The 14,822-nt window shown below is 51.0% G+C and carries 15 protein-coding genes; 1 reads left to right on the top strand and 14 read right to left on the bottom strand.

Annotated features, from left to right (window positions below; translation table 11 throughout):
- Window positions 1–2: 2 nt before the first annotated feature.
- From pgmB to pspA, 13 genes are all read right to left on the bottom strand, one after another.
- The gene (gene pgmB, locus OGV93_RS18235; RefSeq protein WP_046274543.1) at window positions 3–671 is read right to left on the bottom strand and encodes a beta-phosphoglucomutase; all 669 of its coding nucleotides are present in this window, start codon (window positions 669–671) and stop codon (window positions 3–5) included.
- Complete coding sequence (locus tag OGV93_RS18230) at window positions 668–2,944, bottom strand: glycoside hydrolase family 65 protein (RefSeq protein WP_131405018.1); 2,277 nt, start codon at window positions 2,942–2,944, stop codon at window positions 668–670. Before OGV93_RS18230 ends, pgmB begins: the two co-directional genes overlap by 4 nt.
- Window positions 2,941–3,996: a D-glucoside 3-dehydrogenase gene (gene ycjS / locus OGV93_RS18225; RefSeq protein ID WP_016156633.1), complete on the bottom strand. Its 1,056-nt coding sequence runs from the start codon at window positions 3,994–3,996 to the stop codon at window positions 2,941–2,943. Before ycjS ends, OGV93_RS18230 begins: the two co-directional genes overlap by 4 nt.
- Before the next feature lie 10 nt (window positions 3,997–4,006).
- A complete protein-coding gene (gene ycjR, locus OGV93_RS18220; RefSeq protein WP_016156634.1) occupies window positions 4,007–4,795 on the bottom strand; it encodes a 3-dehydro-D-guloside 4-epimerase in 789 nt (262 codons plus the stop codon).
- A gap of 16 nt (window positions 4,796–4,811) precedes the next feature.
- Entirely contained in the window at window positions 4,812–5,864 is a 1,053-nt protein-coding gene (gene ycjQ, locus OGV93_RS18215) for a D-guloside 3-dehydrogenase (RefSeq protein WP_287109916.1), read from the bottom strand.
- A gap of 27 nt (window positions 5,865–5,891) precedes the next feature.
- Window positions 5,892–6,734: a carbohydrate ABC transporter permease gene (locus tag OGV93_RS18210; protein ID WP_003020474.1), complete on the bottom strand. Its 843-nt coding sequence runs from the start codon at window positions 6,732–6,734 to the stop codon at window positions 5,892–5,894.
- Entirely contained in the window at window positions 6,721–7,602 is an 882-nt protein-coding gene (locus tag OGV93_RS18205; protein ID WP_003840754.1) for a carbohydrate ABC transporter permease, read from the bottom strand. The genes OGV93_RS18210 and OGV93_RS18205 overlap by 14 nt, the downstream gene beginning before the upstream one ends.
- Window positions 7,603–7,622: 20 nt before the next feature.
- A complete protein-coding gene (locus tag OGV93_RS18200) occupies window positions 7,623–8,915 on the bottom strand; it encodes an ABC transporter substrate-binding protein (protein ID WP_155574243.1) in 1,293 nt (430 codons plus the stop codon).
- 16 nt (window positions 8,916–8,931) lie between these two features.
- On the bottom strand, window positions 8,932–10,638 hold the full coding sequence (locus OGV93_RS18195; protein ID WP_246881054.1) for a sugar phosphorylase: 1,707 nt from the start codon (window positions 10,636–10,638) through the stop codon (window positions 8,932–8,934).
- A gap of 164 nt (window positions 10,639–10,802) precedes the next feature.
- Window positions 10,803–11,033 (bottom strand): phage shock protein PspD, encoded by a 231-nt coding sequence (gene pspD / locus OGV93_RS18190; RefSeq protein ID WP_003833267.1) that lies wholly within the window; start codon window positions 11,031–11,033, stop codon window positions 10,803–10,805.
- 8 nt (window positions 11,034–11,041) lie between these two features.
- On the bottom strand, window positions 11,042–11,401 hold the full coding sequence (gene pspC, locus OGV93_RS18185; RefSeq protein ID WP_003020497.1) for an envelope stress response membrane protein PspC: 360 nt from the start codon (window positions 11,399–11,401) through the stop codon (window positions 11,042–11,044).
- Window positions 11,401–11,625: an envelope stress response membrane protein PspB gene (pspB, locus tag OGV93_RS18180; protein WP_016153227.1), complete on the bottom strand. Its 225-nt coding sequence runs from the start codon at window positions 11,623–11,625 to the stop codon at window positions 11,401–11,403. Before pspB ends, pspC begins: the two co-directional genes overlap by 1 nt.
- Before the next feature lie 54 nt (window positions 11,626–11,679).
- Entirely contained in the window at window positions 11,680–12,348 is a 669-nt protein-coding gene (pspA, locus tag OGV93_RS18175) for a phage shock protein PspA (RefSeq protein WP_016153228.1), read from the bottom strand.
- A 155-nt stretch (window positions 12,349–12,503) separates the two neighbouring features.
- On the opposite strand from pspA, the gene pspF reads away from it, so the two are divergent.
- Entirely contained in the window at window positions 12,504–13,493 is a 990-nt protein-coding gene (gene pspF / locus OGV93_RS18170; RefSeq protein ID WP_029139556.1) for a phage shock protein operon transcriptional activator, read from the top strand.
- 105 nt (window positions 13,494–13,598) lie between these two features.
- On the opposite strand, the gene OGV93_RS18165 is transcribed toward pspF, so the two are convergent.
- Window positions 13,599–14,507, bottom strand: a complete 909-nt coding sequence (locus tag OGV93_RS18165) for an SDR family oxidoreductase (RefSeq protein ID WP_049041200.1) — start codon at window positions 14,505–14,507, stop codon at window positions 13,599–13,601.
- Window positions 14,508–14,822 lie beyond the last annotated feature (315 nt).

Genomic DNA, 14,822 nt, shown 5'->3' with positions numbered 1-14,822 from the left:
CTTTACTTGTCGTGTTGCCAGAAAGCCGATAAGCACGGCCACGTCAGAAATTCGGTTGCCGGAAGCAGCAAGTCTGCCCCATTCAGCCCTTTACCGATGCCGACAGAAAGCATGCCGCAGGCGTTAATTGCATCAATTCCCGCTTGTGCATCTTCTATGCCAATACATTGTTGCGGGTCAACGCCAAGACCCGCGCAGGCTGCCAGGAAAATTTCCGGATCCGGTTTCGAGCGGGTGAGCAATGCCGCATCCGCACAAAAATCAAAGCAAGAGCTAAGATTAAGCGCCTGTAAAATAGCCGGGGCATTGCGCGACACAGAGGCCAATCCCACCGGAATCCGTTCTTCCCGCAACGTCATCAACAGCTCACGTATTCCCGGTAATACCGAGTTAACCGTCAGCTGGCGCAAAGAATGGACATACAGTCTGTTTTTTCTCTCGGCCAATTGTGCGCAGGCCTCGGGAGAAAACGCCCCCGCCTTCCCACCATGGTGCAAAATACGCTGTAGTGATTCGCCGCGACTAATCCCTTTCAGGCTGTCATTAAATGCTTCGTCGATCACAATCCCTATTTCATCGGCTACCTGCCGCCAGGCCAGAAAATGCAGATGCGCGGTATCGGTAATCACGCCATCCAAATCAAAAATGATGGCCTGTGGTTTGAGTATCATTCATCGCCCCTTTCTGTGGTAGCGGTCCCATAAGTGGGCGAAATAATGGCGTCATTGCGGATTACGGTTTCCCCCTGCACGGAGACCTTTTCACCATTGACCCAAAGGACAATCTGCTCAGTGCTGTTAATACGGATTTCAGCCGCATTAATGATTACCTGCATATCGATGCCCTGCCAGCGCAGCGGGAAAGACAGCGTTTGCCAATGAGCCGGTAAGGCAGGAGCAAGGTGTAACTCCCCGTGGCGAATATTCACGCCGGCAAATCCCTGGATTGCGCCCAGCCAGATGGCACCCGTTGCCGCAGCATGAATGCCGTCATCGCAGCTATGTGGGTCCTCCCCGAGATCAATAAGCGATCCTTCACGCCAGAACCGATAGCCCTGAGCCGGATCACCGCAACGCGCTGCCACAATCCCGTGGATCGCTTTACTCAACGAGGAGTCATGAATTGTGCGCGGCTCGTAAAAGCGCAGGTTTGCCAGACAGGTTTGCGGGCAAAATTGCTCCGGTAGCATGTAGGTCAGCATCACCACATCGGCCTGTTTGAGAATTTGCATCTCATTGACTTCTGCACGGGAGTAATCGAGCAAAATCGTCTGCTTGCCCGCTTTGGCTTTGTACTGTGACAGATCGATAGCCGGTTTGCTCAGGAAGGTATCGTCCTGAGGTAGCACGCCATCGGGCTGAACTTCCGGTCGCCAGAGATGCTGTAAAAAATACTCTGCGCGGTGAATAAACGTCTCATCACCGCAGCCCAACCGACGGGCAAAACCCAGCGCCTGTTCCACGTTGTACCAGGCCATGTAGTTGGTGAACGCGTTGTTGTTCACATGCTCAGTGTATTCATCCGGGCCAATCACATCGTGGATCTCTAAACGATCATTAACCATGACCGCCCTGCTGATCCAGAACTTCGCCGTTTCCAGCAGCAACGTCATTCCCTCACGGGACATGAAGTTTAGATCCCCTGAGGCATGCCAGTAATTGATTACCGCCCAGGCAATATCCGCCACGAGGTGATGTTCAGCCTGCGCAGAGGCCACTTTCTGACGCAGTCCGGTACGGATGTTGATCGCCGCAAATTCAGGCGTTTCCTCATCACCGCTGCGAGCGCTTTCCCAAGGGAAAAGCGCTCCCTGCCAACCGTTACGGCGGGCTTTCTCACGCGCCCCCGACAAATTATGCCAGCGGTAACGCAACAAACTTCTCGCGGTTTTCGGCTCGGTAAAGAGATGAAACGGTAACAGAAAGACCTCGGTATCCCAGAATATGTGACCTTTATACCCTTCCCCCGTCAAACCTTTGGCCGCAATACTGCTGCGCTCATCGTGGTCAGGAGTCATCACACGCAGATGATAGAGCGCATAGTCCAGCGCTCGCTGATCGCTGGCATCAGTGCTGGTGACCTGAACGCGACGATTTTGCCACCAGGCATGCCAGTTAGCAGCCGACTCCGCCAGCAGAGCGTCATAGCCCTGCTGCGCGCACACTTCCAGGTTGCGCAGCGACTGGCGTCCCCAGGTCTCAAGCGACAGGCTGCGTTCGCTCGCCCAGTCTACCCAGCTAATTTTTGTCAGCGTGACGCGCTGTCCGGCTTTCGCCTGCACGCTGTTGTGTTGTAACAGCCGACGTTCTTTCGCGGTGAAGCAGCGCTGCGCTGCACCGTCTACATCGCAATACGTGGTGATAGCGATATCATTGCGGTTGTCCTGGGTGGTGTAAATCCCTTGCATAAGATGCTGGCCAAAGACCCGGACCTGCGTTTCATCCAAATGCTGACGACCATGATTGGTCATCGTGGCGTCAATTCCGGTCGAGATACCAATGCTGGCATCGCTGTCCAGTGGCGTGACGACAACTTCCATAGCAAACAGCGGCAGTTTTTGTGCCGAGACAAATCGCCGGCTCTCAATGGCAAAACGCGCCCCGCCAGACGCACGCCAGGTAAGCGCACGGCGTAATTCCCCACTGGCAAAATCCAGTTCACGTTGCCAGCTTTCGATAACGCCGCTGGTGAGCGAGAAAATCTCACCATTGAGTGAAATCTCCACCCCCACCACATCAGGCAGATTAACCAGTTCATTAATCTCGCCTTTCCCTGCCCGGTGATACAGTCCAGCAAGGTACATGCCGCGAGTTTGTAAGGTGTAGGCTTCCTCGTGGCTGGCGCGAATCCCCATATAACCGTTACCGGTCGTCATGAGGGACGCATATTTATTCAGGTTGTGTGGGCAAAAAGCCGGTTCAGTTAGCATTACTGGCCTCGTCATAAGTCTACGTAGGTCCCTGTTTCAGCCGATTGATACAGTGCGGCAACCAGTTGTTGAATAACGACGCCTTGCTCTGCGTCAGCAATAGTGACAGGCTCGCCCTGGACATGATTCACAAAAGCTTCCATGCTGCGATAATGTCGATTGTCATCGGCCATTTCACGCTGAAGCAGTACGTCAAGCGTACCCTCACGATCGGTATAAACCTGGGCTGGGAATAACGTCGCCCCTGCCAGATCGCCGCAGAAATTTACGTTCATAATCGATTGTTCCGGGATATTCAGCGCGAAAGAGGTTTCCAGTCGCAGGATACCGCCGTTATGAAATTCAATCGTCCCGAACAGAGAATCCTCCACGGTATACGTCTCGGGATCCCATTTCCCAAACTGGCCGCTGTTTTTACGCGTGCCAATGCGTTGATAACTGTGTGCGTTAACACGCTTTACTGCCGGAAACCCCAGCACATACATGGCGGCATCAAGCATATGGATGCCGAGATCAATCAGCGGCCCGCCGCCCTGCAGTTCTTTGTTGGTAAATACCCCCCAGCCGGGCACGCCGCAGCGGCGCAAAGCGCGGACATTAGTGACATAGATTTCACCCAGCACGCCGGCCATCACCTGCTCACGAAGCAGTTGCGTATCCAGTGCGAAACGATGATGAAAATCATAAGCCAGAACTTTCCCCATTCGACGCGCCGTGTTACACATTTCCAGCGCCTCGGCTGGCGTCATCGCCGGAGGTTTCTCACACATCACATGGCATCCGGCGTTCAGCGCCAACATGGTGTGTTCATAATGAAAACGATTGGGTGAACAGATGCTGACGATATCTGGCTTAGCCTCGCGTAGCATCGTCTGAGGATCGTCCCAAACCTGCGGATTGCCGTATTTCTCTGCCAACGCCTGCGCCTGTGACAGGCGGCTGTCACAGACAGCCACCAGTTCCAGATCGTTGCGGGTGCAGTAGTACGAAGCATGAACTTTATCCGCCACCTGCCCGGCGCCGATAATGGCGATGCGTAGCGGAGAGCTTGTCAGTGCACTTTTCACAGAAATCCTCTTAGCAGGTACGCAGCCAGGCCAGTGACTGACGGTACGCTTCCGGCAGGTTCTCTGCCCGTACACGCCCTTCGTACACGACGTAACCCTGATAATTATCTTCACGCAACTGATCAAACAGCGCAGTGAAATCCAGCGTACCGCTCCCCGGCTGATAACGATGGTTATCCGCAATATGGACGTGTCCCAGCAGATCGCGATTGTCATGCAGCGCCTGAGCCATATCGTCTTCTTCGATATTCATATGGTAAAAATCACCAATGATTTGCACATGCTTCAGGTTGTTTTCCACGATATAGCGACGGGCATCCGCCAGGGTGTTGATCATATGATCCTGATAGCGATTAAGCGGCTCCAGATACACCACCGTCCCCGTACGCTCGGCAACTTTATCGAGATAAATCAATGAATCACTTACTGCTTTACGATCACCCGCCAGGCTGCGCGGAGAGGTCATCGGCGGTAAGCGGAAGGTAAACATGCCCCATGCAGCGGGTACAATAATGCCCTGCCCACCGACTTCGGCCAGCGCTTCGAGAATGCGGGTAATCTGCTGTAAGCCATTCAAACGACGCTCTTCGATAAAATCACCGATCCAACCGTCATATCCTCCACAGGCGGTGGTGACGGGCAGGCCTGTTTCTTTGATTGCTGCTTTCACTTCTGCCAGGTTGTTAACCAGCAGCTTGCCGTCAATTTCAAAACCGTCAAACCCCATCTCTTTGATGTAACGGAATTTCTCGAGAATATTTTCCGGGAAAAAAGCCTGGTTCTGTGTTCCAATTTTCATCTTCTGCATTCCTTAATTAAAACGTCACGCCCATTTTGATGCTCTTTTCCGGATGGCGATCGACATACTGCATATAGCTTTCCGGGCTGCTGGCAAATGTCACTACCGGGTCAATAAGTTCTTCACAGTTCAGGTAACCGTTCATCAACAGTTCCCAACAGGTCTCCTCAATACGCATGCGGCTCCAGCGCGGATAATCCGGATTTGGCTCACTGCAGGCACGGGAGAAGACAATTTTGGCGTTGTTGAAGTGCGCTTCACGCCCCAGGTTGAAGCCTTCAGCAAAAGGTTTCGCGAAAGCGACATAGGAGATGGTTCCACCATAGGCCAGACCGCGTAACGCCGATTGCAACGCATCCGCATAGCCGCTGGTTTCGATAATCACATCCGCGCCCTGCTTGCCGGTCAGCTTCTTAATTTCCATGCCGACATCGGTGCCAATAGGATTCAGACAGAAATCCGCGCCATGACGACGCGCGATATCGCAACGATGGGCAATCGGATCCACGCCAATGACCACCGAGGCTCCCGCTTTCTTAGCCAGTTGGACGGCAATCTGGCCAATCGCCCCTAAGCCGACGATAACAACAAAGTCGCCGACACGCACATTGGCGTCGCGCACGCCACTCATGGCGAACTGTGCCGGGTCATAGCACACAGCATTTTTCCACGAACTACCTTCCGGCATTTTGCGCAGTTTGTAGTTGTTTACCGCATTAAAGAAAACCGTTTCTGCCAGTGGGCCGTAGCCGCAAACTGAATCGCCAACGGCGTATTCGGTCACATCGCTGCCACACTCAATAACATCGCCCACCACCATGTTGCCAAGCTGGAACTTGCCGAATTCAATCCCGCGCGGCGCCCCTTCCGGACGCGGCATGAACATTTGCCATTCGCCGTTAAAATCTTCGTCAATAAACGGACTGGCAGCGCGAAAATCGACCACTTCCGTGCCATGTTTTGGCGCACCAAAGCGAACGCGAACTTTCACTTCATTGGCGGATACAGTTCTGTCTTCATATTCCACCAGCGCCGCAACACGCGGTTCTGTGGCAACTAACTTCTTCATTTACAACTCCTTAATTAAACTGGCCGCTTAGCCTTTCACGCCGCCTGCGGTCAAACCACTTTTAATAAAACGTTCGGAAAGCGCATACATAATGACGACCGGCAATGCGGTGACTAACGATGCCGCCATCATGCGTCCCCAGATATAGTCAGGCGTACTGAACAGCGCGTTCAGACCGACCGGTAAGGTAAAATTGCTGGCGCTGGAGAGGAAAATCGAGGCAAACAGATAGTCATTCCACGCCACCATAAAGCAGTACACAAAGACCGAAACCAGACCGGACATCGCCAACGGCACGGTAATGCGAAAGATGATCTGCAGACGGTTCAATCCATCCATCATCGCGGCTTCTTCTATTTCATCCGGAATGGTGTCGAAGTAGCTTTTCAGCATGAACACCGCGGTCGGCAGCGTCTGGGTGACCATGGTGATAATCAACGCCATTTCGGTGTCATAGATGCCAAGTGCCGTAATGATTTTGAATAGCGGCACCACCAGCAGGATCCCCGAAAACATGTACACCGTGTAAAAGCTAGCATTGATGGTCATTCGCCCTTTAAAACGCAGGCGGGAAAGCGCATACGCTCCGAGCACGCCGAGAAATACCGCCACCACCGAAGAAGTGACCGATACCACCAGGCTATTACGGAAGTAGTCAACAAACGGGAAAATCATCGGGTTGAAGATGTCGATGTAATGTTCCAGCGTCCATTGCTGCGGTAACAGCGTCGGATGTAGCGAGATCGCCTCTTTGGCGCTTTTAAATGAGGTCATCAGCATCACAAAAAATGGGAATAGCGTGATGCCCAGGAAGACAATTAATCCACAGTAAAAGCCGATGCGGCCAAGTGTGCGCTTATTTGTTGCCATTGAGGTTCACCCGTTTTCTGGTCAGCAGGATAACAGCGAAAATAATGACGAAGAGGACGACAGAAATAGCGGCCGCTTTGCCTAAGTCGTTAAATGCAAACGCTGTTTTATAGAGATAGACCCCGAGAATATCGACTTTAGTGGTCAGCAGATAAACATCGGCGAACATGTAAAACATCCAGATCGTGCGCAGCGTGACCACGGTTGCCAGCACCGGCATAATCGCTGGCAGCGTGACGATACGAAACCGTTGCCAGGCATTCGCGCCGTCCATTTCTGCCGCCTCATACAACGATTTATCAATCGTCTGTAAAATCGCCAGAAACGAGATAAAGGCATACGGGAAGTAGCGCCAGATGGCGAACAGCACGACCAGCGCGAAGCTACTGCCGGGATTGTCGAACCACAGCGGCGCCTGATCGTAGAGATGCAACAGATCCACGCCGAGGTAGTTCACAATGCCGTAGCCGTTGTTGAACATGTATTTCCAGGCAAACACCAGCGAAATTGATGGCGTCACGTAAGAGAGGATGACCAGTGAGCGCGCCGTTTTCCGCAGACGAAACTCACGGTTAAAAAACATCGCCACGCCCAGCCCCAGTACCGTGCTTCCTGCCACAACCAGCGCGGTATACCAGACCGTCATCCACAGCGAATGCCAGAATCCGGGATCGGATAAGATACGGATATAGTTGCTCAACCCGACAAACGTAGACTCAATTTGCGGATTCAGCGGCAGTCGCATAAAGCTGATTTCGATGTTTGATATCATCGGCCACGCCACTAAACCGCCCAGCAACAGCAAGCTGGGCGCCAGCAGCAGCATGGCGAATGGCATATCAGATCGACCTGAAAAGAACTTATTCATCACGGCTTTCCATTTCCCCATTAGCGCTGTTCAACGAGGTCATCCAGTTTTTTCTGGCTCGCTTCAATCGTGGTGACGAGGTCGGCTTTGCCTACCGTCACGTTGTGCACCATTGAGCTCACAACACCGGAGCCTGTGACGTCGCCCATGCGGGTGAAGTTCTTATCGCCGACGGCACCAAACACCTGGATATTCGGCAGTTCGGCAATCAGTTGATCGGGTAATTTACCCAGCGCTTTGATGACAGTGTTATCTTTCCACGTCGGGGTATTCACCACTGCTTTGTTGACCGGCAGCGCCGCCCCTGGCGACATCATGACCCAGTCCGCGATGTTGTCGGCCTGCTCCATAAAGGTGACAAATTTCTCTGCCGCTTCTGTCTCTTCAGACTTTTGACCCGCGGTAATGGTTAACGACGTCAGCATGCCGTAAACAGCAGAGTTTTTTTCCGTCGGCACCATAAAGCCCACATTTTTAGGATCGCCCTCTTTAATCACCGCCGGGAGGATATAGGTGGAATAAATCGCCATCGGCGCCGTGCCGTTCATGAACGCGTCTTTGACTTCCATGATGTCGTTTGAGCCCGGCATGGTGTTCATTGCCAATTGGCGGTAATACTGCAGCGCCTGCGCCATTTCAGGTGTGTTGAGCGTTATCTTTCCTTGCGCATCAAAAACGTTGGCCTGGTTTGAGAGCGCGAACTGGGAAAATGACTGTTCGGTCAAAACGCTTTCCGCCGTGGGTAGCGCAATACCATATTTCTTACTACCAGGATTGTTTAGCTTCTGCGCCACGCTCAGCAGTTGTTGCCAGTCTTTTGGCTCTTCCAGCCCAGCTTTTGCCAGCACATCTTTGCGATACCAGATCCCGCCAATCCAGGCGCTAACCGGAACCCCGGTCCAGGCGGTACCGTCTTCAGTGCGCACAATACGCAGCACGCCATCATAAAAAGTACCTTCACCTACAGCGTTGATGACCTGCGCAACGGCTTTACGATCGATAAGTGATTCTTTATCCATAACTTTCGCGTAGTCATGGCTGGTTTCAATGACTTCAGGCAGTGAACCGCTCCGCGCCAGGGTAATGACCTTGGTGTTGTACGCATCTTCTTCTACAGGAACCTGTTTGACACTGATCCCCGGGTTCTCTTTTTCAAAACGCTCAATCAGTTTTGCAATAACCGCCTGCCGCTCCTGTTCAACAGAAGAGTGCATAAATTCAATCGCAACAGAGGACGTTTTATCATCCTTACACCCGGAAACCAGGGCGCAGGAAACCAGTGCTGAAATCAGCACAATTTTAGTTTTAAGCATGAAATGTTCCTTTTTATTACTTAACCCACATGACCTGCCAGGCGTTCAACGTTAATTCTTTACCTGAAATAGTTTTACCGCTAATCAAATCAAATCCATTTTCAACATCAATACTAATGGTTTGCGTATGACCGCTGACATTAAATAATCCGGTAATTTTTTCGCCTGTTTCCGCCGTACGTTTAATTTGCATTACAGCCGGTGTAACACTGCTAATCTGAAAATCACTATCAGGGTGAAATGCTTTATTACTACGACGTATTACAATTAACCGGGATAATTCATGATAAATAGCGTGGCGCAAACTGGTTTCATCTGCCAGCTCCGTTTCGATTTGGTTTATTTGATATTTTTTGCGGTTGATCGCGCGGTTATAACCTAACGCCTCGACACCTTTATAATCATTGCGTGACCCAAGAATGCTTTGAATGTAAACCGCAGGTACCCCCGGAAAACTCAGCAAAATGGCATGTGCGAGAATAAAACGGGAAAAACGTTCGGCATCACTACAATTGCCTGGCGTCAGTGCGTCCATATATGTGACGTTAATTTCATACGGACTGCGACTACCATCAGGATTATTTTTCCAGTTAACCAGCGCGCCTTCCTGTTGTAATTCCGTCACCAGGCGCACAATCTCGTCTTCAGGTAACAAACCACGTAATGGGTTGAGACCAATACCGTCATGCGATGCGAGGAAATTAAACCAGGTGGTCTCACTGGACGGCAGTTCCAGTGATTGCGCCCACTGGCACAAGGTTGAGGTATCCTGGCGTTGTACCGCATGCAGCACCAGCGGCGGTAACGAGAACTGGTACACCATATGCGCTTCATCACGGCCATTTCCGTAGTAGGACACATTATCCTTATGCGGAACGTTTGTTTCAGTAATAATCGCCGTACCAGGCGCCGCACAGTCAGCAATAGCGCGAAATAGTTTGATAAGCTGATGCGTTTTTTCCAGGTGAATACAGGTCGTTCCAGGCTCTTTCCACATAAAGCCAACCGCATCCAGGCGGACATAATCAGCGCCCTGCTCAAGATAACTCAATAGCACATCGACCATCGCCAGTAACACTATCGGGTTGGCATAGTTGAGATCGATCTGGTCGTCGCTGAACGTCGTCCATAAATAGCGTACGGTGTTATCTTTCAGCGTAAAAGGCGTCAGTAACGGTAATGCGCGTGGACGCGTTACGTTGCTCAGGTCTGTATCAGGATCCATCGCAATAAAGAAATCTTCATAACCGTCAAGCTGTTGCAAATAGTTATTAAACCATTCGCTTTTCGCTGACATATGGTTACAAACAAAATCAAACATCAGTCGACTGGATTTACCCAATTGCTTAATATCATTCCAGTCACCGGTTTCTTCAGCAACCTGATGGTAATTAATTACGGAAAAACCATCATCCGATGACCACGGATAAAACGGCAACAGATGCACATGAGAAAATGTCGACTTAAGCCATTCATTATAAAACTGATTAAACATCGGCAGTGGTTTTTTGCCTGCCCCGTGGAATTGATCGGCGTAGGTAATAAGAACCACATCGCCCTCGTCCCAATGCGCTTTACGGATTTTTTTAATTAATCCCTGTGATTTCTCTAAACGTGCAATCAGCGCTTCATAGTGGCATGAAGTAAACGTATCACCATAAACTTCTGCCAGGCATTTTTGGATTTTTTGGTTCACCTTCAATTCTCGTGGTAGCGGTCCCATGAATCAAGAGACTACTCTGCGGGAAATAAGCTGTCAATCGGCTGAGGTGGCCAGGAGGGGGATAATAAAAGAATTTCGGCAGCCAAAAAATCGTATTTGTGAGCTGCCGCAAATTAACAGAGGGAATGTTGATTAATTGTTGCTTGCTTTTGCTGATTCGGATATCAGGGTTGATTACCTGAATAGCGTTTCGATAATTTTGCCGCTGCCCGACTCAAAACCGGCTCCAGGACCAACGCCAGCAGCATTTTAAGCGGGCGTCGAGCGACGGACTTCACCGCCCACCCTGCTACCCCCGCCGGGCCGTAACGAAGCGCAGTTAAAAGCACCAGCTTACCTGCTATTTTAAAGCCCGGCTTAACCCTTTGCCCGGCACGTTGCCAGCGATTGTTCATTTCTATCCTCACAATTGGCGGAAACGGCTGCGCAATGAAAAGGTATCAGACGTGACATAACGCTCCATTTCACGCAAACGCTTTTCACTTGCCGCCAGCTCGCGATCGACGGCATCCAACAGCTCGCCGCTTGATGGCTGCTGCTCACCGGAAACCACATTGTCCGGCATCGGGTCCAACACAAACGTCAGCACGATGTAAGCGACGAAGGTGAAAAAGGCCAGACCAAAAAAGACGGACAACACCACCAGGATCCGTACCAGCTTCACAGGCACATCGAGGTAATGCGCAATACCTGCGCAAACCCCCTTCACCATGCCCTGTTGCGGAATACGCCACAGTTTTTTGTTCAGATTAACGCCTCCCATTAGCGGTCCCTCCAGTTTGGATGTTCAGCATCAAGGATGTCTTCCAGCGCCTGAATGCGCTCGCGCATCCGCTGTGCGTCATCGTTGAGTTCTACCAGACGTTGCTGTTCACTTTGCGCCAGTTCGCCACGACTGGAACGGTTGCTGTAATGCAGCCAGAGCCAAATCGGTAAAACGAACAACACAAAGATGGTTAATGGGATAGCCAGAAATAGCGCGCTCATGAGTACTCCTTACAGGTGATGAGCGGCGGCGCGTTCGGGCGCCGCCAGATGTTATTATTGCTTATCTTGCTGCATTTTGGCTTTAAGTTGCGCCAGCTGCTCGCTGATTTCATCATCTGCTTTCAGGTCAGCAAATTGCTGATCCAGAGACTGCTGTTTACCGAAGTTATGGCTTTCGGCCTCAGCTTCCATCTGATCGATACGACGCTCGAAAGATTCAAAGCGTGCCATCGCTTCATCCAGCTTACCGCTGTCCAGTTGACGACGAACATCACGCGAAGAGCTCGCAGCCTGATGGCGCAGCATCAATGCCTGCTGACGAGCACGGGTTTCACTGAGTTTATTTTCCAGCTCACCGATCTCTTTTTTCATTCGCGCCAGCGTATCGTCAACCAGCGTCACCTCATGCTCCAGAGAAGCAATCAGATCAGTCAGTTTCTGTTTTTCGATTAAGGCAGAACGCGCCAAATCTTCTTTCTCTTTACGCAGCGCCAGCTCGGCTTTTTCTTGCCACTCTGCCTGTTGTGCGCTGGCCAGTTCGATACGGCGAGATAATTGTTTCTTTTCTGCCAGAGCGCGTGCGGAGTTTGAGCGCACCTCAACCAGCGTGTCTTCCATTTCCTGGATCATTAACCGCACCAGTTTCTGCGGATCTTCAGCCTTTTCCAGCAACGCATTAATGTTGGCGTTCACGATGTCGGCAAAACGAGAAAAAATACCCATAATGTAATCCTCACTTACTGTTCTGATATCGGGCTATGCCCTGCTGTTTTCGTAATGCACTTGGCGTGCCAACTTTTTAACTAATTGATTTTAATGTAAATATCCAATTTTACCTGACGGGAGAATTAGGGTAAATTGGTGAATAACACTAACAAGTGGTGAATTTCATCATGGCAGGATACAAAGACAATATTCTGGGCGAAGCGAACAGCTTTATTGAAGTGCTGGAACAGGTTTCTCATCTGGCGCCGCTGGATAAACCTGTACTGGTTATCGGTGAGCGAGGTACGGGGAAAGAGCTTATTGCCAACCGCCTGCACTACCTCTCCAGCCGTTGGCAGGGCCCATTTATTTCGCTTAACTGCGCGGCCCTCAACGAGAACTTACTTGATTCCGAACTGTTTGGTCACGAAGCCGGTGCGTTTACCGGTGCACAAAAACGCCATCCTGGACGTTTCGAACGCGCCGACGGCGGCACGCTGTTTCTTGATGAACTGGCGACCGCGCCAATGTTGGTACAGGAAAAACTGCTGCGCGTAATTGAGTATGGCGAGCTGGAACGCGTCGGCGGCAGCCAGCCCTTGCAGGTTAACGTGCGTCTGGTCTGCGCGACCAATGCCGACCTGCCACGTATGGTCAGCGAAGGCACTTTCCGCGCGGACCTGCTGGATCGTCTGGCCTTTGACGTGGTGCAACTTCCCCCACTACGCGAGCGTCAAAGCGACATCATGTTAATGGCCGAACACTTTGCCATTCAGATGTGCCGCGAGATCGGGTTACCGCTTTTTCCGGGATTCAGCGCCGAGGCCAGAGAAACCCTCCTCCATTACCGTTGGCCGGGTAATATTCGTGAACTGAAAAACGTCGTGGAGCGCTCCGTTTACCGGCACGGTACCAGCGATTACCCGCTGGATGAGATCATCATTGACCCCTTCCGCCGCCACGTTGCGCAGCCACAGGCAGCACCACCAAAGCAGACATCTGTAGCATTACCGCTGGATCTGCGTGAATTCCAGCAGCAACAAGAGAAAGACTTTCTACAAACCAGCTTGCAGCAGGCGAAATTTAATCAGAAAAAAGCCGCTGAGTTACTGGGTCTGACTTACCATCAGCTACGCGCGTTGCTTAAGAAACACCAGATTTAGCGCGCCTCTGCCAACGTTATATTGGAGGGTTTGACGCTTTATTGTCAGCACTCGTCCATTAAAGTCACTTTCCCCTCTGACTTTTCGACTCACGGAGCATAAACGTCAGAGGGTCCCTGTCCCCCCATCAGAGCACCAAACCTGGCCGGATGTATAACTGTTCTCTTCAGCGGCCAAAGTGACATAAAGCGGCGCAATTTCCACTGGTTGACCCGGACGACCCAGCGGTGCATTTGCCCCAAACTTCTCCACTTTTTCCTGTGGCTGACCGCCACAGCATTGCAGTACAGTCCAGTATGGGCCTGGCGCTACGGCATTAACCCGTATCCCTTTCGGTGCCAGCTGTTTCGCCAGCGATTTAGTAAATGCCACGATCGCCGCTTTGGTCTGAGCATAGTCAAGCAGGATTTCACTAGGCTCATAAGCCTGTACCGAGGAGGTATTAATTATCACGCTGTCTCGTGAAAGATGGGGGATAGCCGCTTTGGTGATCCAAAACATAGCGTAGACATTAGTCTTGAATGTGGCATCGAAATCTTCTGTGGTGAGCGCCTCAATAGACTCGCAAAATTGCTGACGACCCGCATTATTGACGAGGATATCCAACCCACCCAGCCCTATTACCGCCTGTTTAACCAGTTGGCCGCAAAAAGTTTCATCTCGAATATCTCCGGGGATAGCCACGACATTTCTGCCTGCTTTTTTTATCAAGTCGACCACTTCACGCGCATCGTCTTCTTCATCAGGTAAATAGTTGATCGCAACATCAGCGCCTTCACGGGCATAAGCGATGGCAACAGCACGGCCAATCCCTGAATCCCCCCCGGTAATTAATACCTTGCGCCCATTCAATCGACCGCTTCCCTGATAGCTCTCCTCTCCATGATCGGGACGCGGTTGCATTTTTCCGGCCAGCCCTGGGAAGGGTTGCTTCTGCTGTGGAAAAGGCGGTGCCGGAAAACGCGCAGAATGAGTTTTATTGATGGTCTTTTTTTCATTGTTTAAGTCAGCCATTTAAATACCTCTCATTTTTTATCACAAAGATTATTAAGCGTAGACCAAAATGAGTGGCATGACCTTTGTAATTCACCGCAATTTAATATTTCGCGTAATATCACCTCTACCGATACACTAATCACCGTATCGCGCTTTCGAGTATTTTATGAGATTAATCCCTGCTTAACCCATAGCACTTAAATCCATATATATCAATGAGATATATAAATAAAACCTTAACAGGCCAAACAATTTTATTGAGTAACGAGATACCACTCAGAAGCGAGAGGTTAATAGAGTCCTATGCAATTGTTTTTCCTGTATTCATCTACC

This window comes from Citrobacter sp. Cb031 (assembly GCF_030336725.1).
In the GTDB taxonomy this organism is placed as follows: Bacteria; Pseudomonadota; Gammaproteobacteria; order Enterobacterales; family Enterobacteriaceae; genus Citrobacter; species Citrobacter braakii.
This window is presented reverse-complemented; position numbering and strand designations above follow the sequence as displayed.

Excerpts from the sequence above, each read along its gene's own strand:
- pgmB (WP_046274543.1), bottom strand. The coding sequence starts at position 671 with ATGATACTCAAACCACAGGCCATCATTTTTGATTTGGATGGCGTGATT.
- OGV93_RS18230 (WP_131405018.1), bottom strand. The coding sequence starts at position 2,944 with ATGACGAGGCCAGTAATGCTAACTGAACCGGCTTTTTGCCCACACAAC.
- ycjR (WP_016156634.1), bottom strand. The coding sequence starts at position 4,795 with ATGAAAATTGGAACACAGAACCAGGCTTTTTTCCCGGAAAATATTCTC.
- ycjQ (WP_287109916.1), bottom strand. The coding sequence starts at position 5,864 with ATGAAGAAGTTAGTTGCCACAGAACCGCGTGTTGCGGCGCTGGTGGAA.
- OGV93_RS18210 (WP_003020474.1), bottom strand. The coding sequence starts at position 6,734 with ATGGCAACAAATAAGCGCACACTTGGCCGCATCGGCTTTTACTGTGGA.
- OGV93_RS18205 (WP_003840754.1), bottom strand. The coding sequence starts at position 7,602 with ATGAATAAGTTCTTTTCAGGTCGATCTGATATGCCATTCGCCATGCTG.
- OGV93_RS18200 (WP_155574243.1), bottom strand. The coding sequence starts at position 8,915 with ATGCTTAAAACTAAAATTGTGCTGATTTCAGCACTGGTTTCCTGCGCC.
- OGV93_RS18195 (WP_246881054.1), bottom strand. The coding sequence starts at position 10,638 with ATGGGACCGCTACCACGAGAATTGAAGGTGAACCAAAAAATCCAAAAA.
- pspD (WP_003833267.1), bottom strand. The coding sequence starts at position 11,033 with ATGAACAATCGCTGGCAACGTGCCGGGCAAAGGGTTAAGCCGGGCTTT.
- pspC (WP_003020497.1), bottom strand. The coding sequence starts at position 11,401 with ATGGGAGGCGTTAATCTGAACAAAAAACTGTGGCGTATTCCGCAACAG.
- pspB (WP_016153227.1), bottom strand. The coding sequence starts at position 11,625 with ATGAGCGCGCTATTTCTGGCTATCCCATTAACCATCTTTGTGTTGTTC.
- pspA (WP_016153228.1), bottom strand. The coding sequence starts at position 12,348 with ATGGGTATTTTTTCTCGTTTTGCCGACATCGTGAACGCCAACATTAAT.
- OGV93_RS18165 (WP_049041200.1), bottom strand. The coding sequence starts at position 14,507 with ATGGCTGACTTAAACAATGAAAAAAAGACCATCAATAAAACTCATTCT.